Source organism: Streptomyces sp. NPDC048275 (assembly GCF_040652275.1).
In the GTDB taxonomy this organism is placed as follows: domain Bacteria; phylum Actinomycetota; class Actinomycetes; order Streptomycetales; family Streptomycetaceae; genus Streptomyces.
The window spans coordinates 1-25076 of record NZ_JBEZLR010000094.1 but is presented as its reverse complement, the minus strand read 5'-3'; the positions used below and the strand labels follow the sequence as shown (position 1 = coordinate 25076).

Below are 25076 nucleotides of genomic sequence, written 5' to 3'. Positions count from 1 at the left end.
CTACGGCGATCCGCTGACGCTCACACCCCAGCGGGGGCCGCCGCGAACTCGACCGGGAGACGGTCCAGGCGTGCCTCCCAGGTGGAGGCGGTCGAGGTGAGTTCGTCGGTCGGCACGGCCAGGCGCAGCCCCGGCAGCCGGTGTACCAGGACATCGACGGCCGTCTCGATGATGGCCTGGCCGATGTTCTGCCCCGGGCACTCGTGCGCACCGCCGCTGAACGCGAGATGCGACTGGTTGCCCTGGACGGAGACACCCGCGTCGGGCCGGATCTCCGGGTCGAGGTTGCCCGCGGTGAGCCCGAGCACCAGCAGGTCGCCCTCCTTGATGTGATGGCCCGCGAGCTCGAGATCGCCTGCGGCGAAACGCCCCGGAAGCACAGCCAGCGGAGGAGTGTTCCACATCACCTCCTCGACGACCGCGGAGACGTCGAGCTGGCCGCTCACCAGTCCCGCGAGCCGGGAGGTGTCGGTGAGAATCAGCTGCAGCACCCGGGCCAGCAGATTGCTGGTGGTCGTGTGCGCGGTGATCAGCACCAGGCGCAGGTGGCTGAGGACCTCGTCCTCGTCCAGGTCCGCGTGATGCCCGATCAGCCCGGTGGTGAAGTCGGGTCCGGGCTCGATCCGCTTGCGCTCGGCGAGTTCCCCGAGGATGTGCATGATGCGGTCGTTGTGGGCGAGGGCGTCCTCACCACCCTTGATGACCTGGGCGCAGGAGACGGCCAGATTGCGCCCCTCGGCCGCCGGAAGCCCGAACAGTCTGGTCAGGACGAGCATCGGCAGGTACTCGGCGTAGTCGCCGACCAGGTCGGCGCTGCCCGCGTCGGCGAACGCGTCGATCTGCTTGTTCGCAAAGTGCGTGACATGGCGCCGGATGCCGCGTCCCGCGACGGTCTGCAGGTTGTCGGTGACCGCGCCGCGCAGCCTGCGGTGCGGCGCGCCGTCCTGGGACACGCAGTCAGGGCGCCAGCCCAGCATGGGGATCAGCGGTGAGCTGGCCTCGACGCGTCCTTCCTTCCAGTCCCGCCAGATGCGCGAATCCCGGCTGAACTGGCGGGGGTTGTCGAGCACCCGCCGGTTCTCGCGATAGCCGAGGACCAGCCAGGCGGGGACGTCGCCCTCGAGGAGTATCGGGGCCACGGCCCCGTGTTCCTTGCGCAACTGCGTGTAGACGCCGTGCGGGTCGGTCGGCACGTGGGTCCCGTACAGCCGGGTCAGGCCGTCGGCGTCGCCGTGTGCGACGGGGCAGCCGCGCGGGGCGTCGGGGCCGTTTAAGGGCTGGTCGTTCATCGGGGCTCCAGAGCGACGGCAGAGCGTTCCTGCAGATGACGTATCAGCGCGATGAGGACGTCTCGGCTGGATCCCCGGTCCCGGGCGTCGCAGGCCACGATCGGGGTGTGCGGGGAGAGGTCGAGGGCGTCGCGGATCTCTTCGATCGGGTGTTCCTGGGAGTCCGGAAAGACGTTCAGGGCGATGACGAAGGGGACGTCCTGCCGCTCCATCTCCTCGATGGCCCGGAAGCTGGAGGCCAGCCGGCGGGTGTCCACCAGGACCACCGCCCCGAGGGCGCCCTTGAACAGACCGTTCCACAGGAACCAGAACCGCTCCTGGCCCGGCGTCCCGAACAGGTACAGCACCAGCTCGTCGTTGATGCCGATCTTGCCGAAGTCCAGGCTGACGGTGGTCTCCGTCTTGTCCGCCACGCCGATCAGGTTGTCGACGTCGGCACTGGCCTGGGTCAGGGTCTCCTCGGTGGTCAGCGGCTTGATGTCGCTGACGGAGCGCACCATGGTGGTCTTTCCGGTACCGAATCCGCCGGCGATCATCACCTTCACCGAGCGGGTGCCGCCGTCCGACCCCCGGTCGGGATGGTCAAAGCCTTTGAAGTCCACTGAGTACCTCCTCAAGGAGCGCGAGGTCGGCCCCGCGGCCGGCGTCCGACGCCGGGATGGGATTACGGGCTTCAACGCGGCCTGCGTCCAGCAGATCGGCCAGGAGCACCGCGAGAATGTTGAAGGGCAGTCCGAGGTGGGCGCCGAGTTCGGCCACCGACAGCGGATCGCGGCAGCGCCGGATGATCTCCTCGTGTTCGTGCTGCATGCCCGGGACGGCAGCGGCGCGGGAGACGATCAGGGTCGCCACGTCAAGACTCGACGCCGAACCGCCCGGTCCGCTGCGCCCTCCGGTGAGGACGTAGTAGCGCTCGAGACCGGACGGGTCCGTGTGCCGGCGGGGAGCACTCATCCAGAGTGCTCCTCCAGGCGCGGAGTGGTGCCGAGGAGCTCACCCATCCTGCGGGCCAGATCCCTCATCTGGTGGCCGAGAAGACCCTGGTCGAGGCCTTCCTTGGCGAGCACTCCGAGGTACGTCTCCACGCCGGCCCGCACCACGAACAGGTGGCCGCCGTCCACCTCGATCATCGCGAGGCGCAGCTGCCCGGCGTACTGGGGGAACTGCTCGGCCACCGGCTGGGCCAGCGCCTGCAGACCCGCGACCACGGCGGCGAACCGGTCCACGTCGTCGGGGTCGTCGGCACCGTAGGAGGTGATGGCCTTGCCGTCACTCGACGCCACGAGGGCGAAGCGGATCTCCTGGATGCTCTCCGTCAGGTCGCGGAGCGCCCAGCTCACGTCGGTTCCCTGTTGCGTCATGTGGACTTGTCGCTCTCTTCAGTGCGGTGCTCGTTGAACTCGCGTCCGGCGGTCGTCCCGCCGGTGGCTGCCGCTTCGTGGTCCGCGGTCGTGCCAGGCGGCGGGGTGCTCTCCCGGCCGGCGGTGGCAAAGGCTGCGAGGCCGGCGAAGGACGCGTCGGGCGGCACGGCGGCCACGGTCTCCTCGGTGCGCTGAACGGCCCTGGGCCGCGGCTCCGACGTGTCGCCCCGCCTGCTGCGGCGCCGAGGCAGTCCACCGGGAGTGGTGTCCACCGCTTCAGCACCCTCCACGGGCGCGGCCTGGACCGGCTCGGCACTCGGCGCGGTCACGGCGGCCGGGGCCGGCTCGGTGACGGCGGCCGGCAGTGGGCTGAAGTACTTGTGCGGTACGACCACGACCACCGAGGTGCCGAGCCAGGGCGAGTCCGCGAAGGTGACCCGGATGCCGTAGCGGCGTGCCAGGGCGCCCACCACACGCAGGCCCAGGTTGGCGTCCTCCGACACACCGCCGAGACCGGGGCCGGTCACGGTGCCGGCGAGGGACTGCTCCGCCTCGCGCTTCTTCTCCTCGCTCAGGCCCTTGCCCGCGTCCTGGATCTCGATGCCGACGCCGTTGGGGACCTCCTTGCCGGACACGACCACGGGCTCGGTGGGCGGCGAGTAGCGCGCCGCGTTGTCCAGCAGGTGCGCGAAGATCAGCGTGAGGTGATCCACCAGGCCGCCGTCGACGCCGAGTTCGGGCAGATGGCGGAGCTGGACGCGGTCGAAGTCCTTGATCCGGCCGATACCGCCGCGGACCACGCTGAGCAGTCGCTGCGGCTCCTGCCACTGACGTCCGGGCCGGTCCGAACCGCCGAGCACGCCGATGCTGGCGGCGAGACGGTCGGCGGGGCCGATCTCCTGGTCCAGCTCCATCAGGCCCCGGGCCACCGCGGGCAGTCGCCCGTGCTCGCCCTGCATCTCGTGCAGCCGCCCACGCAGCTTGCTGGTCAGCACATGGATGCGGCTGCCGATACTGATCACGGCCTGCTCGGCCGAGGTGGAGCGGTTGAACTCCTCCTCCACGCCGATCAGCGCGGTCCTGAGGACCTTGCGCAGCTCGGCACGCAGCTCGGGGCTCGCGTCCGACTCCTGGGCGACCTCCGGCAGGATGTCGTCGATGGCTTCGCCGTCCCGCAGCCGCTTGAGCGCCTCGGGCAGATAGGTGTCACCCAGCCTGCCGACGACGGCCTGCTGGACGGCGAGCTGCTCCTGCCAGACCTGGGTCCGCGCGGCAAGTCCGGTCTCGTAGGCCTCGGTCTGCTCGACGACGCGGGCCTCGTAGGCCTCCATCTGTTCGGCGATGCGCGCCTCGTAGGCCTCGGTCTGCTCAACAGTCCGTGCCTCGTAGGCGGCCGTCTGCTCCGCCAGCCGGGCCTCGAAGGTCTTGGCCTGTTCGGCCAGCTGTCCGTCCAGGGCGGAGCGCTCGGCCGCGAACTTCCGCTCCAGGCCGGACACATGCTGCTGCCACTGCTGGGAGTGCTCGGCCTGCGAGTTGCGGAAGTCTTTGTTGGTACGGCGCAGTTGGGACTGGGTGCGGACGAGAAGCCGCACACAGACGGCACCGGCCGCGGTGGCCGCGGCACCGGCGAACGTTGCGGGTATCTGGACCTGGTCCGGTCCCGCGACCGCGGTGACGACGGTTCCGGCACCTAAGGCGATCGGCATCAGCCACCAGCTGTACCAGACGACCGGTGCCCGCGCCGCCGGGGGCGGAGTGGCAAGTTCCATCTGCATCCTTCGAAAGCAACACGATCGAACAGAGGGGGGTGTGCAGGCGCCGTACGCGTCGAACACGCAGCGCAAGGCGACCGAGTGTGTTCGGATCAACTCGCAGCGCCGCAGGGGAGCTTATCGGGTTTGTGATCGAAAGGATCAACCACCCTCCGCATGACGGTGAGTATTCGATCACGCTCCGACACGAGTGTTCATATCGAAAAATCCCTTCACCGTCTCTCCATCACGCGCAGGGCGGAGTGATCCAACCGTCGGGGCATGGATGACAGGGCATGGCATGTTCAGCCCTACTCGTGATGATCTCGAGGAGACGTACAGATGAGTTCCCTGTCGGGTTCCTCCACCGCGGCGCCCACCGCGCCCGGCCGACTGCCCTTGATCGGACACGGACACCAACTCGCCCGCCGCCCCTTGGACTTCCTGGACTCCCTGCGCCACCAGGGCAGCGTGGTACGGATCCTGATCGGACCAACCTCCGCCTATGTCGTCACCGACCCCGCCGTCACCCGCAGAGTTCTGGTGACGGAGGTCGACGCCTTCGCCAAGGGCGGGAAGATCATCGACGCGTTGCGGGTGTTCTTCGGCGACGGGCTCGCCACCATCGCCGACGGCGACCTGCACATGAAACACCGGCGCCTGATGCAGCCGATGTTCAACAAGGCGCACATCGCCACCCGGGGCGACGTGATGATCGAGCACGTACGGGCCGCGACCGCCGCGTGGACGCCTGGGACCCCACGTGAGACGTACGAGGACATGAACGACCTCACCCTGTCGACCTTCCTCGTGGCCCTCTTCGGTTCGGGACTGCCGTCCCATGTCGAGGAGGAGTTCACGAGTCTCATGCCGGCGATCATGCGCGGCACGATCCGGCAGACCATCCTGCCGGGCTGGGTGACCAAGCTTCCGTTGCCGGCGAACCGGGCGCACGAGCGGCACGTGGCCCGGCTGCGGGTCCTCATCGACCAGGCCATCGACCACCATCGCGCGCAGTTGGCGGTCGCCGCACCGGGCGCCGCCGCACCGCCGGCGGGCTGCCCGGCGCACAACGGCGTCGGCCGAACCTCCGAACAGGCGCCCGGCAGTGGGCTCTTCTCCACCCTTCTCACCGCCGACGACCCGGAGACGGGCCCCCTCTCCCACCAGCAGCTCCAGGACGAGGCGATCACGCTCCTCACCGGTGCCATCGAGACGACGGGCACCACGCTCGCCTGGGCCCTGTACGAGATCAGCCGGAACCCGCGGATCGAGCAACGCCTGCACGAGGAACTCTCCACGGCCTGCGGCGACCGCCCGCTCACACAGGAGGACCTGCCCTCCCTCCCCTACATGCGCAGTGTCCTGAAGGAGACCATGCGCATGTACGGCCCCGCCTGGCTGGTCACCCGCACCACCACGCGCCCGGTGACACTCGACGGGTATCCGATACCCGAGGGCGCGGACGTCGTCTACAGCCCGTACGTCCACCAGCACGACCCCGAGGTCTACGCCGACCCCGCCGCCTTCGACCCGGACCGCTGGGAGCCCGAGCGGGCCAAGGACCTCAACCGCGCCTCGTTCCTCGCCTTCGGCGACGGCCGCCGCAAGTGCATCGGCGAGGAGTTCGCCTGGACCGAACTCCTCATCATCCTCGCCACCGTCCTCCAGCGCTGGCGTCTGACCCTCACGTCGGCTCCCCCGCGCCCGCAGGCCATCGTCACGGTCAAGCCGGACAAGCTGTCGATGACCCCGCACCCGCGTACGGCGTAGCGGCGAGGAGCCTCCCCGGCGCTCGGCTTCCACAGCGCCGAGCGCCGGATGACGGTGCCGGTCACTCTCTGCGGAGCGTGCGGTTGGCGCCCGCGGCGGCCGTCGTCGCGAGCAACCAGCCCAGGCAGACCAGGACCACGGCCGCCCACTGGAGCCCGCCGCGCGGACTGAACGCCTGCTCCTGCCCGAAGTCGACGAGCGGCAGCACCAGGTCGAAGGTGTAAATGGCCGCCTGGAAGCGGGGCGGCTTGCCGGGGTCGATCGGTTGCGGGGGCCAGCGGGTGAACAGGAGGATCCCGCTGAGCATGATCGCGCACAGCCACCACACGGCACGCATCGGCCGGTAGCCGTAGCCGACGGTGATGTCCTGGAGGTGGCTCCACACGCGGCCGGGCCACGGCAGTGTGGTGCGCAGCCGCCGTTGTTTGGCGAGCAGGACGGTGCGGGCGTCGCCGTCGTGGCCATGCAGCCGGTAGGCGGCCGCCAGTTGCTCGTACGGCTGCGGGGTGAATCCCTCGGGGTCGCGGGCGAGCAGCGGAAGCCGTTGCGGGGCCGGGAGTTGGGGCAGCAGACTGTCGTACACCGCGCCCTCCATGCGCAGCGCCGTGGGCCAGCTCTCCGGGGTGCCGTTCAGGACGGTCACGCGGGCGTGACTGAGGTCGACGGTGCCGTGTACGGGCTCACGAAAGCGTATGTCGAGTTCGGAGGCGGTGGAGCGGCGGCTGAGGAGGGCCGGCTGTCCGGCCGGTGCCTCGACGAGTCCGTCCTTGAAGCAGAACCGGCTGCGCACGGTGATGCTGCTCATGGAGAGCCGGCCGCGTGCGGTGAAGCCGTCGCAGAGGTTGAACTCGGCGCCGACGTCTATGCCGTGGGCGCGCAGGGCGGGCCGCCCGTCCTCGGCAGCGAGCGACGCCTCCTCGAAGAGGGCGCCACCGCCCACCTTCGCGTCGCACAGGTCGACGGTGCCTTCGGCGACGAGCCCGCCCCGGCAGTTCAAGTCCCCTCCTATGTGCAGCCGGTTGGCCTTGAGCGCCGACCCCGAGGGGTTGCGCAGCTCGGCGCGTTTGAGGACGACGCTGCCGCGTACGGAGGTGTCCCGCAGGTCGGTGCAGCCGTGGACGCGGAGTCCCGAACCGGCCTGGATGTCTCCGCCGACGGTGGCACACAGCAGTTGCAGCGCTCCCTCGCCACGGCGGTGGCCGTGCCCGGTCAGGTGGCTGTTCTCCAGGTGCAGGGTGCCGCCGATCGAAGCCCCGTACAGATCCATCGGCCCTCCCACCCGGCACCCGGTGATCTCGCACTGCCGCCCGATCGTGACGCCGACCGCGGAGAGGCCGGGCAGCACGCAGTCGCGCAGCTCCAGGGCGCCCAAGGAGGCGCCGTCGAGGCAGGGGGCCTGCTCGAAACGGCAGTTACGAAGCCGCAGGGTTCCCGCGACGACCGCCTCGGCCAGGTCGAGCCGCCCGGTGATCGTCACGTTCCTGAGCCTCAGCCGCGGCAGGTGACCCGGCTCCGCCGGCGGCGGTGCGTGCAGCAGCCGACGGACGACCGAGGCCCGGACCTCGCCCCCGTCCGCGTACCACTCCCCCCTGCGGAAGGCGGTCCACATCCCCCGCTCACTCCCGCTCCACCCACCCGGCGCCATGCTGCCCGACACGTCAACTCCACCTCCAGCAACGGAAACCGCTGCGTCACTACCCGGGGGGCGCGCGGGGCAACCGAAGGCGCTCCGTGATTTCTTGGACAGACGTCCAGTTATAATGGACACCTGTCCAAGAAATGTGGATGAGAACGCGGCAGAGAACGCGGAAGTCGACGAGGAGTTTGCTGACGATGGACACGGTCGCGAACGTGCTGGTGGGCCTGGTGGCCGCACTGCACGCGTACATCCTGGTGATGGAGATGTTCCTGTGGGAGAAGAAGCCGGGGCGGGGGCTGCACGGGTTCGACCCGGAGATGGCCCGCGCGACCGCGCCGATGGCCGCCAACCAGGGGCTCTACAACGGGTTCCTGGCCGCCGGCCTGGCGTGGGGACTGATCGCCGCTGATCCGACCGGCTTTCGCGTGCAGGTGTTCTTCCTGGTGTGCGTCGTGGTCGCCGGGGTGTACGGCGCGGTCACCGCGAATCGCCGCATCCTGTTCGCGCAGGCGCTGCCCGGCGCGCTCGCCCTCGCCGCAGTACTCGTCGCGCGGTGACGCCGGAGGACCCGCGGGCCGCCCGCACCCGGGAGAGGCTGCGGCAGGCGCTCCTGGCGGAGTGCGCCGAGCGCCCGCTGGAAGAGGTCGGCGTCGCCGCGCTGGTGCGACGGGCCGGGGTAGGCCGCGCCACGTTCTATGTGCACTACGCCGACCTGGAGGCCCTGGCCGTCGACGCCTGCGCCGATGTCGTACGGGAAGCAGTGGACGCGCTGCACGCGTGGCGCGGCCGCCCCGACCCGGTGTCCGCGCCCGACGCCCTGCTCGCGTTCTTCGCCGACCTCGCCCCGCACGCCGCCCTCTACCGCACGCTGCTGACCCCGGGCGGGGGCGGCCCACTCGGCCATGTCCTGCACCGGGATCTGCGCGCCCGCAGCCTGGCCGAGCGCACCCTCGTGGGCGCTCCGGACGCCCCACTCGTCGCCTCCGCCGTCGCCGCCACCTTCGCCGGGGTCCTCGCCGACTGGCTGCACGGTCTGCTCGAGGGCGGCCCCGAGGAAGTGGCCCACCAGGTCTGGCAGTTGCTGGTCGCCCTGCACAGCAGCCGGTGAGCCCTCATTGGCAGGCCACGTAGTCCCTCGTGGCGGGCCACGCCTCCACCCCGTCGGAGGTGCGTACGTACGCCGTCTCCTCGTCGTCCGCCAGCCAGAGCGCCCAGTCCTTGAAGCGGTATCCGGTGTCCCGCGCGTCGGCGGGCATGGGCACGGCCCCGTCGTACGCGGAGGTGAGCAGCTCCGTCCCGAGTGCCCCGTCCGGATCACGGGCGTACTGCCTGACGTCCTCGCCGTCGCCCAGGTCGAGGAAGTGCACGTTCTCCCAGTCGCAGTGCTCCGGTCCCGTCCGGCTGCTCACCGTCGTGGTGGGCACACGACGGCCGTCCCGGTCGGTCCAGATCTCGTACTTGGTGTCGGTGAAGCTCGCCGGGAGTTCGGCCGGGTCGCAGGAGGCGCTGGTCTCCGGGCCCCAACCGGGGCGTTCCGGCTGGTCCTTGGCCACGACGACGGCAACCTTGGTCCGGCCGTCGACGTCGTACGAGAACAGGACCCGGCCGTCTCCCTTGCGCTCCACCCGGTAGCCACGGTCTGGCAGTTCGGGCTGATACATGTCGAAGTACGCGTTCAGGCCTTCCTCCGGCGTCGCGCCGCCGTCGCTCTCGCCCCACCCATCCCCTCCGTCGCCCGAGTAGATCCCGCTGTCGCACTCCAGCGCCCGGCCGGCCGCGCCCGAACTCTCCTCGAATTCCCGTGGGCTGCCATCGGCGCTCTCCGTGAACGGAACGTCCAGCGGCCCGGCGTACGGCGTGGCCGGGGGCGTGCCGGTGATCACGAGGTCCTCGCGGATCCCGTCGTCGCACCCCAACGCCGTCAGGCCGAGCAGAACCACCGTCGCCACAATCCCCTTGCGCATTCCCACCCCTGTCCTCCGAACGCCGCGTCCCTCCTACGACGCCGGAGTGGCGTTGATCGTTCGGTGGCGAACGCGCCTCAGCGGGCGGCCTGGAACGTACGCCGGTACGCCTGCGGCGAGACGCCGATCGCTGCGTGCAGGTGCTGCCGGAGCGAGGTGCCGGTCGCGAAGCCGACCTCGCCGGCGATCTGGTCCACCGAGAGGTCGCTGGACTCCAGCAGATGACGGGCCCGGGCGACACGCTGCTGAATGAGCCAGCGCCCGGGACTCATGCCCACTTCGTCCTGGAAACGGCGGGCGAAGGTACGCAGGCTCATCCGGGCGTTGCCGGCGAGATCGGTCAGTGTCAGTGGGTCGCCCAGACGTTCGAGGGCCCATGCCCGGGTCGCGGCCGTGCTCGTCGCCGAGGGTTCGGGCACGGGCTGTTCGATGTACTGGGCCTGGCCGCCGTCGCGCCAGGGCGGTACCACACAGCGCCGGGCCACCTTGTTCGCCAGTTCGCTGCCGTGGTCCTCGCGGACGATGTGCAGACAGACATCGACACCGGAGGCGGCACCGGCGGAGGTCAGGATCGTGCCGTCGTCGACGAAGAGCACGTCCGGGTCCAGCGCCACATGCGGGAACATCCGCCGGAACTGATCGGCCAACTGCCAGTGCGTGGTCGCCCGCCGCCCTTCCAGGAGACCGGCCGCCGCCAGGACGAACGCGCCCGTGCAGATGGAGACGATCCGGGTACCGGGCCGGATGAACGCGAGCGCCGCGGTGATCTCCTCGGGGAGCTCCGCGGTGACGTTCGCCGGAGTGATGGGCGCGATCACCACCGTGTCCGCCGTGCGCAGCACCTCGGGGCCGTGCTCGACGGTGACCGAGAAGTCCGCGTTACTGCGCACCGGCCGCCCGTCGACCGTGCAGGTCAGCACCTCGTACCGACCGTCCGCCGCGCCGAAGATCCGGCTGGGGATGCCCAGCTCGAAGGGGTAGACGCCGTCGAGTGCCAGGACCACGACCCGCTCCACATGCCGCATGGCACGATCCTATCGAACATTGGCAATCATGCCATTTTCTTGTCGGGCGAACCCCGGCAGGCTGGGACACCATGAGCACTGTGAACGCGATGAACACCATGCGAGCCATCAGTCAGGACGTCCTCGGTGGTCCCGAGGTCCTCAAAGAAGTACAGGTGGAGCGCCCCACACCACGCACGAACGAGGTACTGGTCCGCGTGCGCGCCGCCGGGGTCAACCCGACCGACTGGAAGCACCGCGCCACCGGCGGATTCCTCGGCGAGCCGCCCTTCGTCCTCGGCTGGGACGTCTCCGGCGTGGTCGAGGCGACGGGGATCGGCGTCGCCCGCTTCCAGCCCGGGGACGAGGTCTTCGGGATGCTGTCCTACCCCTTCGGGCACGGTTCGCACGCCGAGTACGTCACCGCTCCGGCCCGCGCCTTCGCGCACAAGCCGACCGGGATCGACCACACGCAGGCGGGCGCGCTTCCGCTGGTCGGGCTGACCTCGTGGCAGGCCCTGGTCGAGATGGCCGACCTGCGGCCGGGGCAGCGGGTACTGATCCACGCGGCGGCCGGCGGGGTCGGGCACGTGGCCGTGCAGATCGCCAAGGCGCGGGGCGCCCACGCGATCGGCACGGCGAGTGCGGGCAAGCACGACTTCCTGCGCGGGATCGGCGTGGACGAGGCGATCGACTACCGGGAGACCGACTTCACCGAGGTCGTCCGGGACGTGGACGTCGTCCTGGACACGATCGGCGGCGAGACCGCCCTGCGCTCGCTGCGCGTGCTGAGGCCCGGCGGAATCGTGGTCTCGATCCTGCCGGTCGGCTCCGACGAGCTCTACGAGGAGGCCGAGCGACTCGGCGTACGGGCGATCAGGATGCTCGTCGACGCCTCCCACACCGGTATGAAGGCGATCGCGGACCTCGTCGAGGCGGGCAAGCTGCGCGCCACGATCGCCGCGACCTTCCCGCTGGCCGATGCCGCCAAGGCACACGCGCTCGGGGACACCGGCCGGACCACGGGGAAGCTGGTTCTGGTCGTCGACTGAAACGGGTCGACCAGAAGGTGTGGACTAGAACGTGAGCACGGGCTTGATCGCCTTGCCCGCGCCCATGTCCCGCACCGCCTGCTCGATGTCGGCGAACGGGTAGTGGCTGATCAGGCGGTGCAGCGGGAGCCGTCCCTCCTTGACCAACTGGACCAGGGCGGGGATGAAGGTCTGTGTCTCGCTGTCGCCGAGGGTGAGGCCCTCGATCCGCTTGCCGGGGATCAACCCGTTGACGTCCAGGGCGACTTCGGTGCCGAACGGCGGGGCGCCGACCACGACCAGCGTGCCGCGGGCGGCGAGCGCGTCAACGCCCATGCGCAGCACGGCGACACTGCCCGTGGTCTCCACGACACCGTCGGCGCCCTGGCCGCCGGTGATCTCGGCGAGCGCCGCCACGATATCGGCCTGGCCGGCGTTCACGGTGTGGGTGGCGCCCAACTCCTCGGCCAGCGAGAGGCGTTCGCCCACTTTGTCGACCGCGACGATCCGCGTCGCGGGGGTGAGGGCGGCGGCCATCACCGCGGACAGGCCGACGGCTCCGGCACCGAGCACGACGACGGTGCTGCCCAGGCGCGGCTTCAGTACGTTCCAGACGGCACCGACTCCGGTCTGCACCCCGCAGCCGAGCGGGGCGATGGACTCCAGCGGCGCGTCCGGGTCGACCTTGACGAGGCTGCGCTGGTCGACCAACGCCCGTTCCGCGAAGGACGACTGCCCGAAGAAGTGGCCGCCGAGCGGCGTTCCGTCGCGGCTGATGGTGCTGGTGCCGTCGGCGCGGCGGCCGCCGATGAGGTTCAGCGGCAGCCAGGTGGCGCAGTAGGCGGGATGCCCGTCACGGCAGTTGTGGCAGCCGCCGCAGGAGGTGAAGGACAGGACGACGTGGTCAGCGGGGGCGATGCCGGTGACATTCGGGCCGACGGCCTCGACGACTCCCGCTCCCTCGTGGCCGAGGACGCCGGGCAGCGGGAAGGGCAGACCGCCGCTCGCCGCACCGAGGTCGGTGTGGCACAGACCGGTCGCCACCATACGGACGAGGGCTTCGCCGGGGCCGGGCTCATCGAGTTCCACGTCGGTGAGCGTGAACGGCGCTCCCCCGGACTCGACCACGGCCGCGCGCGTGGTGATGGACATCGTACGAACTCCCATGGTGAGCGGCTCAGTCGAGCGAGACGACGACGGACTTGACCTTGGTGTAGGCGGCGAGCGCCTCGGGCCCGTACTCGCGGCCGAAGCCGGAGTCCTTGACCCCGCCGAAGGGAATCGCGGGGTCGAGCATCGCCCAGTCGTTGATCCAGACGATGCCCGCCTGGAGCCGGTCGGCAACGCGGTGGGCGCGGGCGAGGTTGCGGGTCTGGATGCCCGAAGCCAGGCCGTACGGGGTGGAGTTGGCCAGTTCGACGGCCTCGTCCTCGGAGTCGAAGGGCTGGACCGTGAGGACGGGACCGAAGATCTCCTCCTGGATGACGCGGGAGTCGTTGGACAGGTCGGCGATCACCGTGGGCTGGTAGTAGTAGCCGCCGTTCAGGTCGAGTCGCTCGCCGCCGCAGACGACGCGGGCGCCTTCCTTGCGGGCCAGGTCGACATACTCCTCGACCTTTCGGAGGTGCTTCTCCCCCGCCATCGGGCCGACGGCCGTCTCGGGCGCCCGGGGGTCGCCGACCGGGACGCCGGGGACGGCGTCGGCGAGGATGCCCAGCAGTGTGCTGTACACCGAGCGCGCCACCAGCAGCCGTGGGCCGCCCATGCAGAACTGCCCGGAGTTGAAGACGAAGCCCTTGATGACCGCGCCGACCGCCTTCTCCAGGTCCGCGTCCTCGAAGACGAGGTGGGCGGCGTTACCGCCCAGCTCCATGGTGACGGGCTTGAGCGCCTCGCCCGCGACGCTCGCGGCGTGCCGGCCGACCGCGGTCGACCCGGTGAAGGCGAGCTTGTCGATCCCGGGGTTGCGCAGCAGCGCCTCGCCCGCGACGGGGCCACTGCCGGTGACGACGTTGACGACGCCGTCCGGGACACCGGCCTTCTGGAGCAGCCGGGCCATGTACAGGGCGCTCAGCGGGGTCTCGTCGGCGGGCTTGTGGACCACGGTGTTGCCGGCCGCGAGCGCCGGGGCGAGCTTCGAACTGGACAGGATCAGCGGGAAGTTGCTCGTTTCTCGGGACGACTCGCCGCCCGAATCGAAGACATATGTCAATCGAACATATCAAACCGTCCCCTCCGACCTGGAGAAACGCTAGATCATGCCTCCTCAGTCAGCACCACGTCAGCACGGTGCCGGGTCAGCGCCCCATCCATCACCATGACTGCCCGGCCGGTGGCGTCAGGGGTGAGGTGCCCGTACGTGTCCGCCGTCTCCGTGATGCTCTTGTGCCCCAGCCACCGGGACACGTCCAAGAGTGGCAAGCCGTTGCTGAGCGCGGTCGAGGCGAACCAGTGGCGCAGGTCGTGAGGCGACCACCCATAACCCAGGGTATTCACTACCTTACGGAAAGCATACGAGTAGTTCGAGGTGGCCACCAGGGTTCCGGTCATCGTCTGGAACAGGGCGCCGTCCGGACCGGTGCCGTAACGAGCCACGTGCTCACCCACGGCGTCGGACAGGTGCGTCGCCAACGGGATGTCCCGCCAGTCCCCCTTCCTACGGTGCTTCAGCGGGCCCAGGACGGCCCCCTTGACGCCCTTGACGCGTATAACCTGGCGGCGGAGCCTCACACGGTCGTCGAGGAAGTCTCCGACCCGCAGGCCGAGCATCTCGCCCTTCCGGAGCCCGAGGCCCGCCATGAGCCAGACGGAGAGCGCCCACTCCCGGCGGAACTCGTCCGCGATGTCCTGCACCTGCCGAGCAGACGGGAGGAGCATCTCATCCACAGCCCGGCTCGGCAGCAGGGGCAGCTTGGCAGCAACGAAGGGATGCCGGCCGACATCACCGTTGTTCACGGCGGCCGTGAGGACCGCCTTCAGGGGTATCGTGTACGCCTGCACAGAGTGCGCAGAGAGCCCTCCGGCCGTCATGTGGGCACCCAACCGCTCGATGTCCTCGGGGCGTATCGAGGTCAGCAGTCGTTCTCCCATGAAGGGGAAGACGTGCAGCCGGAAGCCCCGCTCGTACGTGCTCTCTGTGTTGGGTGCGAGGTGCTGACGTTCGAGCCACGCCTCCGCGTACGTCCGGAGCGGTACGGCGCCCCGCTTGGGATCGAGGTACGTGCCTTCCCGCTTGGCGCTCTCCATCTCTACGCCGTGGTCGTCGGCCTCGCGCTTGGTCGGGAATGACCTCTCGCGCTGCCGACCGGACCGGCCTCCCGGCTCCCGGTATCTGACCGTCCAGGGGTGGCCGCATCTGGTCTTCTCACACGGATAGTTCTTATTCTTGTCGTCGGTCTTGCACTTCTGGAAGACGGTGGCCAAGTGGCGTCCTTTCGGCCTTGGGCGCTGGGCGACAACCTCACCCGTAGTTGCGGTCGAGGTAGGTCACGACATCGCGCTCTCGGAAGCGCAGGAGGCGCCCGACTTTCTGCGGCTTGAGCCCCCAGGCGCGGTACTTGTTCTTGACGGTGATCTCGCCGACCCTGAGCCATGCAGCCACTTCTTCCGGCGTCAGCAGCCGGTTGCTCCCACCGGCGGTCAAGGCGCCACCCGCCCGTTTGTCTCCGCGAGATCCCGGACAGGCACGAAGTCGGCGAGCAGACCAGAGGGGACTGCCAACCGGGGACGGAAACGGGCAGGGGGTATCGCGGATCGACACATAGGTGGAGTTCCTTGAGGAGGAGCGCACAGAGCGACTGAGCGGGATCAGCAACACCAGAGAGTCCACGTCAACTCGACGCGGATATCGCTTCCTTTCAGCGGACGGCGCTGCCGATTTCAGGGAGGTCGAGGTCGCAGACGGGGCCGCTCATTGCCTCCTTGTACATTGCGGCACTACCGGCTGCGTCCACAGCGGCTCCACCGCCAAGCACAGCCGCTGCGAACGCCCCCAATGGTCGTCACGATCGCCGGTTTGGCTAACCGGCAATCGTCGGCTATGTTGCGCGTCGCCTCAGATGACGCCCCGGGCCAACTGCCATCAGGAAGCCAACTGATACGACCGCAAAGCCGGGATCTCCTCGTCCGAGGCAACCGCCAGTAGGCCGTCATCCGTGAGCTGGTTGAGACTTCGCGCAGCGAGGCGCTCGGCGACGCTGACGGCCTGTGCCACTTGCCGTGCCGTGGCACCGGGATACACCGCTACACACGCGAGCACGGCACGATCGCCGCGATAACGCCGTTGCAAGAGATCCTCGCCGAACAGGCCGGCCGCGCAGACGCAGAGTCCGGTGAATACGGCAACTTAGTCAACCACTGTTTGGCCACCCCAAGCCTTCAGCCCGCCAAGGACAAAGAGGACGACTGAAGTGAAGCGGTCGGATCGGATAGCGGATTCAGACAGATGCACCTCCCAAGTACGGACCATGCCAGCACGGCAACCTCGCACGGCTGGGTCTCAGAGTTGTTAGCCACTCTGCCGAGTAGCCCCGCCGTCTGACCTGGTGTTTTCCGGGACGTTGTACGTTGACATAGCCCCGGCGGAGGTATCCAGTCCTTTGAAGTTCTTTCTCGTCCGCCGTGAGCGAATTTGCCCTTTGTCATCTAATCGAGGCGTTTGGCAACGAACTCAGCCGTTTCGGCTTTTGTGACAGTGAACCTAGTCGTGCGGGGTGAGCACGCTGGGGGTGTTGTATGGCCGTACCGGCTGGGGCGGACGGGGCCGTGCCGTACGTCGAGGTGTCGTGCGTGGATGGCAGGCGTGAGCGTCGACGGCGTACGTTTTGGGACTGCGTGTCGGTCAGGTTCGAGGACGCGGTTCCGGTACGGCCGTTTCGGTGGCCGCCGGGTGGACCCCATTTCCCGGGCTGGTACTGGGCGGCGACGACCGGGCAGCATGTCGGCTTCGAGTCATGGCTGGAGCGGGACCATCTCGTGCTCATGGACTTCGATCCCGCCGTGGTGGGTGTCGCCTCCCAGCCGTTCTGGCTGCACTGGCACGACGGTTCGCGTGAGCGTCGGCATGCCCCGGACTTCTTTGTGCGCCGCGCGGATGGCTCGGCCGTGGTCGTCGATGTCCGCGCCGACGATTGGATCGCGCCGCGCGATGCCGAAGCCTTCGAAGTGACGCGCCGGGCCTGCGCCGAGGCCGGGTGGGGCTTCGAGCGGGTGGGGACCCCGGAGGCGGTGCTGCTGGCGAACGTGCGGTGGTTGTCGCGCTACTGTCACCCCCGCTGCCGTCAAGGTCCGGTCGCTGCCCGGCTGATGGACGTCTTCTCGCAACCGGGGCCCCTGATGCCCGGGGCCGATACGGCCGGCGACCGGCTCGCAACGCTGCCCGTGCTGTTCCACCTGCTGTGGAGGCAGGAATTGTCCGCCGAGGGGATGGCGGTCGAACTGCTGGGCCCGCGCACGGTCGTCCGGCTGTCCGGTGGAGGTCCCGGATGAAGGAGAAGCGGCGACGGGTTCCGCCGACTGCCCGGATCGCAGAGTTCCCCAAGACGGCCGCTGACCAGGCTCGTTGGTGGGAGGAGCACATCCTGGAGGTGCTGCAACGGTCTGCCGCCGGATGCACTCCAAGGGGCGGTGCCACGACCGGAGTTCGACCCCAGGCGGCATTCGCTGGCCGAACTCGAGCGAGCCAAGGCGGCCGAGCTGACGGCAGCGGGCCATCCGATGACAGCCAGCGGCATCAAGCAGCGGCGCCAGCGATATCACCGCGACGGGCTTGTCGGGCTGGCCGACGGCCGGTCGGCCAAGCAACTGCCGACGTTCGGCCGGATCGCCCCAGCGGTGGTCGAAGCAATGCGGCAGGCGATCGCCGAGACGGCCGATGCCTCCTCAAGGACGGTCCGATTCACCATCTGGCGGACGAAGCAGATCCTGGCGTCCCGCGAGGATGCCCATGACATCGAACTGCCTACGGAGCGCACGCTCTACCGGCTCTTCGACAAGCTGGCCGCAGGCACACACGCGACCGGTTCGGCGACCACTCGCCGCTCGGTGCATGCGCGTCCGGCCGGCCCGTTCGGGGAAGTACCGGCCATCGCGCCGGGCGAGTTGATGCAGATCGACTCCAGTCCGCTGGATGTCCTGGTGCGGCTGGACAACGGCATCGCGGAGAAGGTCGAGTTGACCGCACTCGTCGACATCGCCTCCAGGTCGATCACTGCGGCGGTCCTGCGGCCCACGACGAAGGCAGCCGACGCCTCCGCCCTCATGGCCCGCAGCATCACACCGGAGACAATGCGTCCGGGCTGGCCAGAGGCACTGCGAATGTCCCGGTCGGCGCTGCCCCACGAGCGGCTGCTGGCCCTGGACGAGCGGCTGGAGCACGCGGCGGCAAGACCGGTGATCATTCCGGAGACGATCGTCTGCGACCACGGCAAGGTCTTCATCTCGCACAACTTCCGTGCCTCCTGCCGCTTCTTGGGTGTCACACTGCAGCCGACACACAAGGCGTCCCCCTTCGAGAAGGGCGTGATCGAGAAGACCCTGGGTTCGGTGTCAACGCTGTTCGCGCAGTTTGTCGCCAGATACACCGGCCGGTCGGTGGACCGTCGCGGCCGACGCTTGGAGGACGGACCGTTGTGGTCTCTGCCCGAGCTGCAGGAACTGCTGGACGAGTGGATCGTCACGGTCTTTACCGACCGCAGGAGCTCGTGCACCGGCTCTGAACTGCGGCGATTCATAGACTACATGTTCGTGACGACGGGGTGGGGTGGTTGCGGTAACTCGTTGCGGGGGCTCGTGGGATGGCCCGTCCACCGGGACGGTGGACGGGCCATGTCCGAGGCAGGCATCCCCGAGTGGGCCCTCGTGTTACTTGCGCCAGAACAGGTGGTGCGTCACGCCGCTCGGGCTGGGAACGACCTCCAGGTGAAACCGGTCGAGCAGCTCATCGGGTGACTCCCAGAGTCGTAGTCCGGACCCGAGCTTCACCGGCGAGACCGCCACGTGCATGGTGTCGACGAGGTCGGCGTCGAGGAACTGCCGGATTGTGGTGACTCCGCCGCCGAGTCGGACGTCCTTGCCCTGCGCCGCCTCCCGTGCCTGCTCGAGGATCGTGGCGGGGTCGCCATCGACGAAGTGGAACGTGGTGTCGGAGAGCGTGAACGAAGGACGCTTGTGGTGGGTCATGACGAACACCGGGGTGCGGAACGGGGGCTCGTCACCCCACCAGCCGCGCCACTCATGGTTGTGCCAGGGCCCGCGCTGGGGCCCGAACTTGTTGCGGCCCATGATCTCGGCACCGATGTTGCGCGCGTAGTCCCGCGTGAAGTAGTCGTCGAGTCCCCGGCTCCCTCCGGGGTCGGTGCGCATGGGCCAGCTCGCGGTGGCGCCGGCCCACGCGAACAGCCTCGCGGGATCGACGCCGTGACCGAACGGATTCTCGAGGCTCTGGTCCTCACCGGCGCCGATGCCGTCACTCGAGACGTTGAAGTTCTGGACTCTCAGTAGCTGAGCCACGTGTTCCTCCTGTGTTGATCGATAACTGTGGTGAGACTCTCCGGGCCGGAAAAACTCATCGCTGTGTTCGTGACCGGTCAGAAACTGGGCTACTTAGTGTCCTGATCTGTGAGGTCGGCGGACAGACGGGCTTCGAGATCGGCGACGCGGCGGTCTTGGAAGCGGAGGTTGGAGCGGGCGGCCTTGAGTCGTTCGTCCAGGGTGCGGTTGTCTGCGGTCAGTTGGCGGACCCTTTGTTTGAGGGTGGTGTTTTCGGTGGTGATCCGCTGGATGGCTTCCTCGGTCCACTCGGCCTGCAAGTCGCGGATCTGACCGAGGAGTTCGCCGATGCGGGTGCGTTGGGCGAGGGTCTCTGCGTGCGCAGCCTTGAGGGCGTCCTCGGCGTTCAGTGCGCGTTCGCGCCAGGTTGCCTCGGGCTCGTTGTCCTGGTTGGCGAGTATGCGGGTGCGGTGTTCGCCGGCCTCGGCGATCGCGGTGGCGACGGCGGATCTTGCTGCGGGGTTGTCGTAGAGGAAGGTGCGGGAGACGTCCGCGCGGCGGGCGACGGCGGCGACGCTGACCTGGGCTTTCTCGCGACGGATGCGGGTGATGGCGTCATGGACGCGTTGGAGGGCGGCCTCGGTTTTGTGCCGTCGGGCGGCGAGAGCCGCGGCGGTGCGGGGTTCGGGGACGGTTGCGGAGTTCATGCGATGTCCTGTTCGGGATCGTCACCGTCGGTTGTGCACGTATCGCTGTACTCGTCTGGCTCAGCGCCGCCTGCGTGGGCGAGGTCGGATGCGCGGAAGGCAGTGGACCACACGCGGTGGAAGTAGTCCTGGGGTTTGCGCAGGTCCAGGGCGAGTGCGTCGTCGAGGAGGCCGAGGCCGGCCAGGGCTTTCTCCAGGCCGTCGATGGCGCGGGCGGTGGGCTCGAAGTAGCGGTGGAGGTAGTCGGCGGTGGCGTCGTCGGGGGCGCCCTCGGCCAGCAGCCGCCACTGTTCACGCTTTCGCTGCCAGTAGAGGAGGTCGGCGCCGGACAGGACGAACTTGTCGCAGTTGTGGCAGTCGAGGTTCCAGGGGCAGGCGCCGCCGTCAACGACGGGCTGGAAGGTGCAGAACCCGCCCTCGGCGGGTGTGCTGCGGCGGGACAGGTCGATCGCGAGGGACTGGGCCTGCTCGCGAGTGAGCGGGGTCGTCGGCTCGGTGAGGAGTTCTCCGGGGTTGCCGGTGCCGGGGCCGGTGACCCAGACGTGCTGGAGGACGTCCTCCAGGTCGGACTGGGTCAGGTGGATGTAGTGCTCGGCCATCCGCTCGGAGACGTGGCCGAGGTAGCGGCGGACGTGGGTCAGGGTTGCCCCGGCCCGCAGTAGGCTGGTCGCCAGACTGTGCCGGGCCTGGTGTGGGACCCACCGGCCGATGTCGAGCTCGTCGATCCAGAGTTTGAAGCCCTTGTGGAACCACTTGTAGGACAGTGGCGTGCGTCCGTTGCGGTTGCGCTGGTTCGTCGGGAACAGCGCCATCTGGGCCCGTTCCTCGGCGGTGGGCGGCCGGTTGTTCCGGGTCTCGAACAAGGCGAGGGTCTTCTGCTGGCGGTCCTGCAGGAGTTGGTGGACCCGTTCGGGGATCCTCAGTGCCTGGTCGTAGTTGCCGACCTTGGTCTGGTCATGCCAGAGCATAGGGAGTCCGCCGTAACGGCCGAGGCAGTCCAGGCGGAGTTTGAGGACCTCGCTGCAGCGGCGGCCAGTGACGATGATGGTCTCCCAGGCGTCCCGCAGGCCGCGGTCGAAGGGGTCGTAGGTCTTCGCGAGCCTGCGCAGGTTGGTCTCGTCGGCGAGCGCGCGGGCGACGCCGTCGGCGAACGGCGGCCGAGCGCGGCTGACCATCCGCCCTGGGGCGGGCATGGCGGCGATGAAGGCCCGGTCCAGGCCAAGGCGTTCGGCCTCTCCCGATTCCAGGGCCCCGCGCAGGAGCCGCCGGGTGCGGTGGAAGACGCGCTGTCGGGTGTTGGCGGTCACGATCGACGGCTTGCCGTGGACGCCCCTGGCCGCGAGCGAGACGAGGCCCTCGCGCTCGCGTTGGCGCTGGTCGGCGACGAACTGGTGCATGTGCTCGGCCGTCAAGGCCCGTGGGTCGTGGCCTCGGGCGGGAGCGTGGAGTTCCAGGAAGGTGCTCAGTTCGAGACCGGCTCGGCGCATGTCGTCGAAGGTGCCTCCACTGCGGGGGCAGCTGGGTGAACGCAGGATCGCGACCAGGTGGTCCCAGATCAGGTCGCGCAGCCATTGCTGGGAGACGCCGGTGAGGTCGATGCGGATCGCGCGGCCGGTGAGCTTGCGGCCGAAGTGCTCGGTGAGGATGTAGCCGAGTTCGCGTGTCTCGTCCGGCGTCACGTAGAGAGGGTGCAGGGCGCCTGCGATGACCTGGGCGATGTAGATGCCCTCGCGGGTGACCGCCTTGCGCTGGTCCGTGTTGTCCCAGCCGAGGTCGGTCAAGGAGCGCAGGCCGTGTGCACGGCCGTAGTTCGCCAGCCGCTGCAATGGAGCCAACTCCCAGCGTCCGTGGGGCCGTTGGGTATGCCAGAACATGCCCCACTGGATCTCGGCTCTCAGCAGAGGGTGCAGGCCCTGGAGGTTGACCTGTGCGGGCCGCAGCACCGCCGCGGCAGTCGTGCACCACCGGCGGAAGGTCGGCTCGTCCGTGTACTCGACCGGAGTGGGCCGGCCGGTGCGTTCATAGCGGTTGCCCCACTGACTGGGCAGGACCGCCCCTCCGGGGCGGCCCTGGTTGCGGTAGTGCCGGTCGTGGCGGAAGCACAGCCCCAGCGGTGAGTCGGCCAGGTCAGGGCAGACCTGGACCAGGCAGTTTCCGTAGCCAGGGGCCGCTTGCTGGTCGGCGAGCCAGTCGTCGAAGTCGGCGTCGGCGCCATGACGGTCACGGTGGTGATACCACCGGAACTGATGGTGGTGGCAGAGGTCCAGGATCAGGTGGCGGGCGGGTCGGTCGGGGCAGATCCGGCATGGGCGCCCTATCACCTCCTGGCCGGGGCCGGCGGGTGGTGCCGTGCGCAGGAAGTCGGCTCGTGATGTCCCGGCATCGCGCTGCCGACGCCAGAGCATCTCGTGGGCCGAGCACAGGTCGCCGTGGCCCATCGTGGTCCGTTCACAGTCCGTGACCAGGCAGTTCCAGCGGTATACGGGGTGGTCGGGCGGGATCGTGATGATGTCCGGGCAGAACAGCGGATCGAAGGAGGGCGCGTTGATGAGCGCGGTGAGGACTTCCAGCCGGTCCCGGCCGGTGCGGGTGTCCTGCTGCGGCAGCAGGGACGTGACGGTCACTTGGCCTCACCCCAGACCGTGCGCAGGGCGGCGTCGAACGTAAGGTCATGGAGGTCGACGTGTCCGTAGACCTCGTCGACCGTGGCGGCCGAGGCCCAGCCGCCGGCGTCCCGGGCTATCAGCAGGTTGCCATCGGCGGCGTCGAGCACCGCGGAAGTGAACGTGTGCCGGAAGGCATGGGGCTTCACCAGCCCGAGCCCGGCACGTTTCCCGGCCCGGCCGAGCATCCGCCGGGCCCCGACCGGCGCCCACGGCTGTCCCGTGCGGGCGCCATGCAGCTGGACCAGGAGCATGCCGTGTCCGGCTCCGCGCGGATACTCGCCGGTGAGGTACTCGAAGTAGGTGTGCACCATCTCTGGGCTGACCCGCTCTACTTGGTCACATACGACAGCATCCGCCACTACATCCGATACACACGATCCCGACAGCGCCAGCACGAGCAGAATCGTTGACATCCAGATGCGGGGCGCGCCCGCCGCGGGCCGTTGGCGACATTCGTACAAGACCGGCAGCCGCCGCCCCCGCACTATCGCTCTATGAACGCCCACGACGCACAGCACGCGCAGCCGATGCATGTGGACCGTGACGGACCGCGGGACGCGCCGCCACTGCTGCTCATCCACGGGTCTGGAGCCTCGGGCGCCTCCTGGGGGCCGGTGGTCCCGGCCCTCGCCGCCCGTCATCATGTCGTCCGGATAGACCTCCCGGGCTGCGGCCAGTCCCCGCGCGCCACGTCCTACGACGTTCCGGCGCAGGCGGGCCGCGTGGCGGCGCTGCTCGACGAACTCGGGCTGCGCGCCGTCACCGTGGCCGGCCACTCCAGCGGCGGATACGTCTCCACCGCGCTCGCGGAGCAGCGCCCCGACCTGGTGGGTTCGCTGGCGATGATCAGCACCGGCCCGCACCTCGACGCGCTCCTGCCGCAGTCGGCCATCCTCCGCGTGATGCTGGCACCGCCCTTCGGGCCGCTGCTGTGGTGGCGGCGTTCGGATGCGATGATCCGCAAAGGCATCGGCGCCACGCTCGCCGGGCCTGCTCCCATTCCGCCCGGCATGGTCGCCGACGTGCGGAGTACCACGTACCGCGCGTTCCGCAAGGTGCTGCGCGAGAACACCGCGTACCTCGCCGAGCAGTCCGTGCCCGAGCGGCTCGCCGCTCTCGGGCTCCCGGTGCTCGTGGTCTTCGGCGCCGCCGATCCCCGTTGGGATCCGGCGTCGGCACGCCAGTACGACGTCGTGCCGGACGTGCGGGTCGAGATGCTGCCGGGCGTTGGGCACATGCCCATGCTGGAAGCGCCCGAGCCGGTGGGCCAGCTACTGCTGGACTTCGCGACCCTGTGCGCCGGAACCCCGCCGGCAGGCCCGGCCTAGACTGGCGCCGTGTTGTCGCAGGGCGTGCCACCCGCGTGGTCGGGCGTTGACATCGCAGTACCGGAGCCCTCGGACCGGCTGCCGGGCATCAGCATGGCCGGATTCCGCCACCGTGTCCCCGCGCCCGTCGACATCGCGATGGTCGCGCATCCGTCCGTCACCTTGCTCATCGATCTGAGCGACGATGACGGCCTGGTTTACGACACGCAGGGGCGGCACGGACGCGGCAGTGTCGTGATCGGCCTGGCCCCCGGGGAGCTGCGGGCGTCCGGCCTGGTGGGCGAGTGCCTGCAGATCCGGCTGCAGCCGGGTGTGGCGGCCGCAGTGCTCGGCTCGTCGGCCGGGGTCAGCGGGAGCGTGGAGTCCTTGGGGGGCGTCTGGGGCCGCGACGCCGGGCGCTTCGAGGAGCGGCTGCGTACAGCCGGATCGTGGGACGAGCGGTTCGCGATGGCGGCGGACGCCGTCCACCGGCGGATCGGGGACGGCCTGCGGGTCGATCCGGAGGTCGCCCACATCTGGAGGCGGACGGTCGCCAGCAGGGGCCGGATGCGTATCGACGGCCTGGCGGACGAGGTCGGCTGGAGCCGCAAGCGCCTGTGGGCACGTTTCCGGGCGCAGCTCGGCGTCACCCCCAAGCGGGCCGCCCAGCTGGTGCGGTTCGACCATGCGGCCCATCTGCTCGCGGCGGGTGTCCCTCCCGCCGGTGTCGCGGCCCAGAGCGGTTACGTCGACCAGTCCCATCTGCACCGCGAAGTGAAGGCGTTTACGGGGCTCACGCCGACTGCCGTCGCCGCCGCGCCGTGGCTGGCGATCGACGACGTCGCTTGGCCAGCCTCCTGGCGGGCAGGGAGGCCCGTGACAGGTGACGCACGCGGTTCCGGCCAGCGCTGAACCGCCCAGCCGCGGCCCTCACATTGCTCCCGACCGACAACTGTCCTTTGACATCCAACCTAGTCGCCCCAGGTCAGGGCATCGCACCGGACTAACTTGGCTGTCAAAGGAGTGCGCCACGAAGCGCTATGCAATCGAGTGGAGGTGAAAGACCTTCTCCGCCGGGCCGTCGCAGCGGTCTGGT

23 protein-coding genes and 1 pseudogene are annotated in these 25076 nt (G+C 69.4%); 8 read left to right on the top strand and 16 right to left on the bottom strand.

The features are described 5' to 3' along the window. Positions 1-20: 20 nt before the first annotated feature. From AB0D57_RS37355 to AB0D57_RS37335, 5 genes are read right to left on the bottom strand one after another with little or no spacing between them, the layout of a single operon-like run. The gene (locus AB0D57_RS37355; RefSeq protein ID WP_362083926.1) at positions 21-1289 is read right to left on the bottom strand and encodes a cytochrome P450; all 1269 of its coding nucleotides are present in this window, start codon (positions 1287-1289) and stop codon (positions 21-23) included. Continuing rightward, positions 1286-1891 carry an ATP/GTP-binding protein gene (locus AB0D57_RS37350; RefSeq protein ID WP_362083923.1) on the bottom strand — a complete coding sequence of 202 codons (606 nt, stop codon included), beginning with the start codon at positions 1889-1891 and terminating at the stop codon, positions 1286-1288. The genes AB0D57_RS37355 and AB0D57_RS37350 overlap by 4 nt, the downstream gene beginning before the upstream one ends. After that, entirely contained in the window at positions 1872-2243 is a 372-nt protein-coding gene (locus AB0D57_RS37345) for a DUF742 domain-containing protein (RefSeq protein ID WP_362083920.1), read from the bottom strand. The genes AB0D57_RS37350 and AB0D57_RS37345 overlap by 20 nt, the downstream gene beginning before the upstream one ends. Further along, complete coding sequence (locus AB0D57_RS37340; protein ID WP_028798637.1) at positions 2240-2650, bottom strand: roadblock/LC7 domain-containing protein; 411 nt, start codon at positions 2648-2650, stop codon at positions 2240-2242. The genes AB0D57_RS37345 and AB0D57_RS37340 overlap by 4 nt, the downstream gene beginning before the upstream one ends. Next, on the bottom strand, positions 2647-4419 hold the full coding sequence (locus AB0D57_RS37335) for an ATP-binding protein (RefSeq protein WP_362083917.1): 1773 nt from the start codon (positions 4417-4419) through the stop codon (positions 2647-2649). Before AB0D57_RS37335 ends, AB0D57_RS37340 begins: the two co-directional genes overlap by 4 nt. Positions 4420-4743: 324 nt before the next feature. On the opposite strand from AB0D57_RS37335, the gene AB0D57_RS37330 reads away from it, so the two are divergent. Then, positions 4744-6174, top strand: coding sequence for a cytochrome P450 (locus AB0D57_RS37330; RefSeq protein WP_362083914.1), 1431 nt, complete (start codon positions 4744-4746; stop codon positions 6172-6174). 61 nt (positions 6175-6235) lie between these two features. Here the strand turns inward: AB0D57_RS37330 and AB0D57_RS37325 are convergent, their stop codons facing one another. After that, on the bottom strand, positions 6236-7831 hold the full coding sequence (locus AB0D57_RS37325; RefSeq protein WP_362083911.1) for an oxidoreductase: 1596 nt from the start codon (positions 7829-7831) through the stop codon (positions 6236-6238). Positions 7832-8007: 176 nt separating this feature from the next. Here AB0D57_RS37325 and AB0D57_RS37320 point away from each other — a divergent pair, with 176 nt between their 5' ends. Both AB0D57_RS37320 and AB0D57_RS37315 read left to right on the top strand, forming a co-directional pair. Continuing rightward, complete coding sequence (locus tag AB0D57_RS37320) at positions 8008-8370, top strand: DUF1304 domain-containing protein (protein ID WP_362083908.1); 363 nt, start codon at positions 8008-8010, stop codon at positions 8368-8370. Then, positions 8367-8921 (top strand): TetR/AcrR family transcriptional regulator, encoded by a 555-nt coding sequence (locus tag AB0D57_RS37315; RefSeq protein ID WP_362083905.1) that lies wholly within the window; start codon positions 8367-8369, stop codon positions 8919-8921. Before AB0D57_RS37320 ends, AB0D57_RS37315 begins: the two co-directional genes overlap by 4 nt. Before the next feature lie 4 nt (positions 8922-8925). Here the strand turns inward: AB0D57_RS37315 and AB0D57_RS37310 are convergent, their stop codons facing one another. Beyond that, positions 8926-9777: a hypothetical protein gene (locus tag AB0D57_RS37310; protein ID WP_362083902.1), complete on the bottom strand. Its 852-nt coding sequence runs from the start codon at positions 9775-9777 to the stop codon at positions 8926-8928. 77 nt (positions 9778-9854) lie between these two features. Then, positions 9855-10802: a helix-turn-helix domain-containing protein gene (locus AB0D57_RS37305; protein ID WP_362083899.1), complete on the bottom strand. Its 948-nt coding sequence runs from the start codon at positions 10800-10802 to the stop codon at positions 9855-9857. Between the two features lie 71 nt (positions 10803-10873). Here AB0D57_RS37305 and AB0D57_RS37300 point away from each other — a divergent pair, with 71 nt between their 5' ends. Continuing rightward, the gene (locus AB0D57_RS37300; RefSeq protein ID WP_362083896.1) at positions 10874-11833 is read left to right on the top strand and encodes an NADP-dependent oxidoreductase; all 960 of its coding nucleotides are present in this window, start codon (positions 10874-10876) and stop codon (positions 11831-11833) included. Positions 11834-11857: 24 nt separating this feature from the next. Here AB0D57_RS37300 and AB0D57_RS37295 read toward each other — a convergent pair whose 3' ends face one another. The 4 genes and pseudogenes from AB0D57_RS37295 to AB0D57_RS37280 form a co-directional block, all read right to left on the bottom strand. Then, positions 11858-12964, bottom strand: coding sequence for an NAD(P)-dependent alcohol dehydrogenase (locus AB0D57_RS37295; RefSeq protein ID WP_362083893.1), 1107 nt, complete (start codon positions 12962-12964; stop codon positions 11858-11860). A gap of 25 nt (positions 12965-12989) precedes the next feature. Continuing rightward, positions 12990-13976: pseudogene (locus AB0D57_RS37290) on the bottom strand (aldehyde dehydrogenase family protein); the annotation flags it as partial. Between the two features lie 92 nt (positions 13977-14068). Next, entirely contained in the window at positions 14069-15235 is a 1167-nt protein-coding gene (locus AB0D57_RS37285) for a tyrosine-type recombinase/integrase (protein WP_362083890.1), read from the bottom strand. 37 nt (positions 15236-15272) lie between these two features. Further along, positions 15273-15455, bottom strand: a complete 183-nt coding sequence (locus AB0D57_RS37280; RefSeq protein ID WP_362083887.1) for a helix-turn-helix domain-containing protein — start codon at positions 15453-15455, stop codon at positions 15273-15275. A 1091-nt stretch (positions 15456-16546) separates the two neighbouring features. On the opposite strand from AB0D57_RS37280, the gene AB0D57_RS37275 reads away from it, so the two are divergent. Beyond that, the gene (locus AB0D57_RS37275; protein ID WP_362083884.1) at positions 16547-17299 is read left to right on the top strand and encodes a TnsA-like heteromeric transposase endonuclease subunit; all 753 of its coding nucleotides are present in this window, start codon (positions 16547-16549) and stop codon (positions 17297-17299) included. Positions 17300-17437: 138 nt separating this feature from the next. Then, the gene (locus tag AB0D57_RS37270; protein WP_362083881.1) at positions 17438-18760 is read left to right on the top strand and encodes a hypothetical protein; all 1323 of its coding nucleotides are present in this window, start codon (positions 17438-17440) and stop codon (positions 18758-18760) included. On the opposite strand, the gene AB0D57_RS37265 is transcribed toward AB0D57_RS37270, so the two are convergent. From AB0D57_RS37265 to AB0D57_RS37250, 4 genes are all read right to left on the bottom strand, one after another. Further along, positions 18674-19321, bottom strand: coding sequence for a dihydrofolate reductase family protein (locus tag AB0D57_RS37265; protein ID WP_362083878.1), 648 nt, complete (start codon positions 19319-19321; stop codon positions 18674-18676). The two genes, AB0D57_RS37270 and AB0D57_RS37265, sit on opposite strands and share 87 nt — an antisense overlap. An 89-nt stretch (positions 19322-19410) precedes the next feature. Further along, complete coding sequence (locus AB0D57_RS37260; RefSeq protein ID WP_362083875.1) at positions 19411-20007, bottom strand: DUF6262 family protein; 597 nt, start codon at positions 20005-20007, stop codon at positions 19411-19413. Then, complete coding sequence (locus AB0D57_RS37255) at positions 20004-22631, bottom strand: site-specific integrase (protein WP_362083872.1); 2628 nt, start codon at positions 22629-22631, stop codon at positions 20004-20006. The genes AB0D57_RS37260 and AB0D57_RS37255 overlap by 4 nt, the downstream gene beginning before the upstream one ends. Further along, positions 22628-22984, bottom strand: coding sequence for a tyrosine-type recombinase/integrase (locus tag AB0D57_RS37250; protein ID WP_362083869.1), 357 nt, complete (start codon positions 22982-22984; stop codon positions 22628-22630). Before AB0D57_RS37250 ends, AB0D57_RS37255 begins: the two co-directional genes overlap by 4 nt. Positions 22985-23167: 183 nt before the next feature. Between AB0D57_RS37250 and AB0D57_RS37245 the strand changes: the two genes are divergently transcribed. Further along, positions 23168-24001, top strand: a complete 834-nt coding sequence (locus tag AB0D57_RS37245) for an alpha/beta fold hydrolase (protein ID WP_362083866.1) — start codon at positions 23168-23170, stop codon at positions 23999-24001. A 9-nt stretch (positions 24002-24010) separates the two neighbouring features. Beyond that, complete coding sequence (locus AB0D57_RS37240; RefSeq protein WP_362083863.1) at positions 24011-24892, top strand: helix-turn-helix domain-containing protein; 882 nt, start codon at positions 24011-24013, stop codon at positions 24890-24892. The last annotated feature ends 184 nt before the right edge of the window (positions 24893-25076 follow it).

Coding starts and splice junctions, on each gene's coding strand:
- AB0D57_RS37355 (WP_362083926.1), bottom strand. CDS start 1,289: ATGAACGACCAGCCCTTAAACGGCCCCGACGCCCCGCGCGGCTGCCCC.
- AB0D57_RS37345 (WP_362083920.1), bottom strand. CDS start 2,243: ATGAGTGCTCCCCGCCGGCACACGGACCCGTCCGGTCTCGAGCGCTAC.
- AB0D57_RS37340 (WP_028798637.1), bottom strand. CDS start 2,650: ATGACGCAACAGGGAACCGACGTGAGCTGGGCGCTCCGCGACCTGACG.
- AB0D57_RS37335 (WP_362083917.1), bottom strand. CDS start 4,419: ATGGAACTTGCCACTCCGCCCCCGGCGGCGCGGGCACCGGTCGTCTGG.
- AB0D57_RS37330 (WP_362083914.1), top strand. CDS start 4,744: ATGAGTTCCCTGTCGGGTTCCTCCACCGCGGCGCCCACCGCGCCCGGC.
- AB0D57_RS37320 (WP_362083908.1), top strand. CDS start 8,008: ATGGACACGGTCGCGAACGTGCTGGTGGGCCTGGTGGCCGCACTGCAC.
- AB0D57_RS37310 (WP_362083902.1), bottom strand. CDS start 9,777: ATGCGCAAGGGGATTGTGGCGACGGTGGTTCTGCTCGGCCTGACGGCG.
- AB0D57_RS37305 (WP_362083899.1), bottom strand. CDS start 10,802: ATGCGGCATGTGGAGCGGGTCGTGGTCCTGGCACTCGACGGCGTCTAC.
- AB0D57_RS37300 (WP_362083896.1), top strand. CDS start 10,874: ATGAGCACTGTGAACGCGATGAACACCATGCGAGCCATCAGTCAGGAC.
- AB0D57_RS37295 (WP_362083893.1), bottom strand. CDS start 12,964: ATGTCCATCACCACGCGCGCGGCCGTGGTCGAGTCCGGGGGAGCGCCG.
- AB0D57_RS37275 (WP_362083884.1), top strand. CDS start 16,547: ATGGCCGTACCGGCTGGGGCGGACGGGGCCGTGCCGTACGTCGAGGTG.
- AB0D57_RS37260 (WP_362083875.1), bottom strand. CDS start 20,007: ATGAACTCCGCAACCGTCCCCGAACCCCGCACCGCCGCGGCTCTCGCC.
- AB0D57_RS37250 (WP_362083869.1), bottom strand. CDS start 22,984: ATGGTGCACACCTACTTCGAGTACCTCACCGGCGAGTATCCGCGCGGA.
- AB0D57_RS37245 (WP_362083866.1), top strand. CDS start 23,168: ATGAACGCCCACGACGCACAGCACGCGCAGCCGATGCATGTGGACCGT.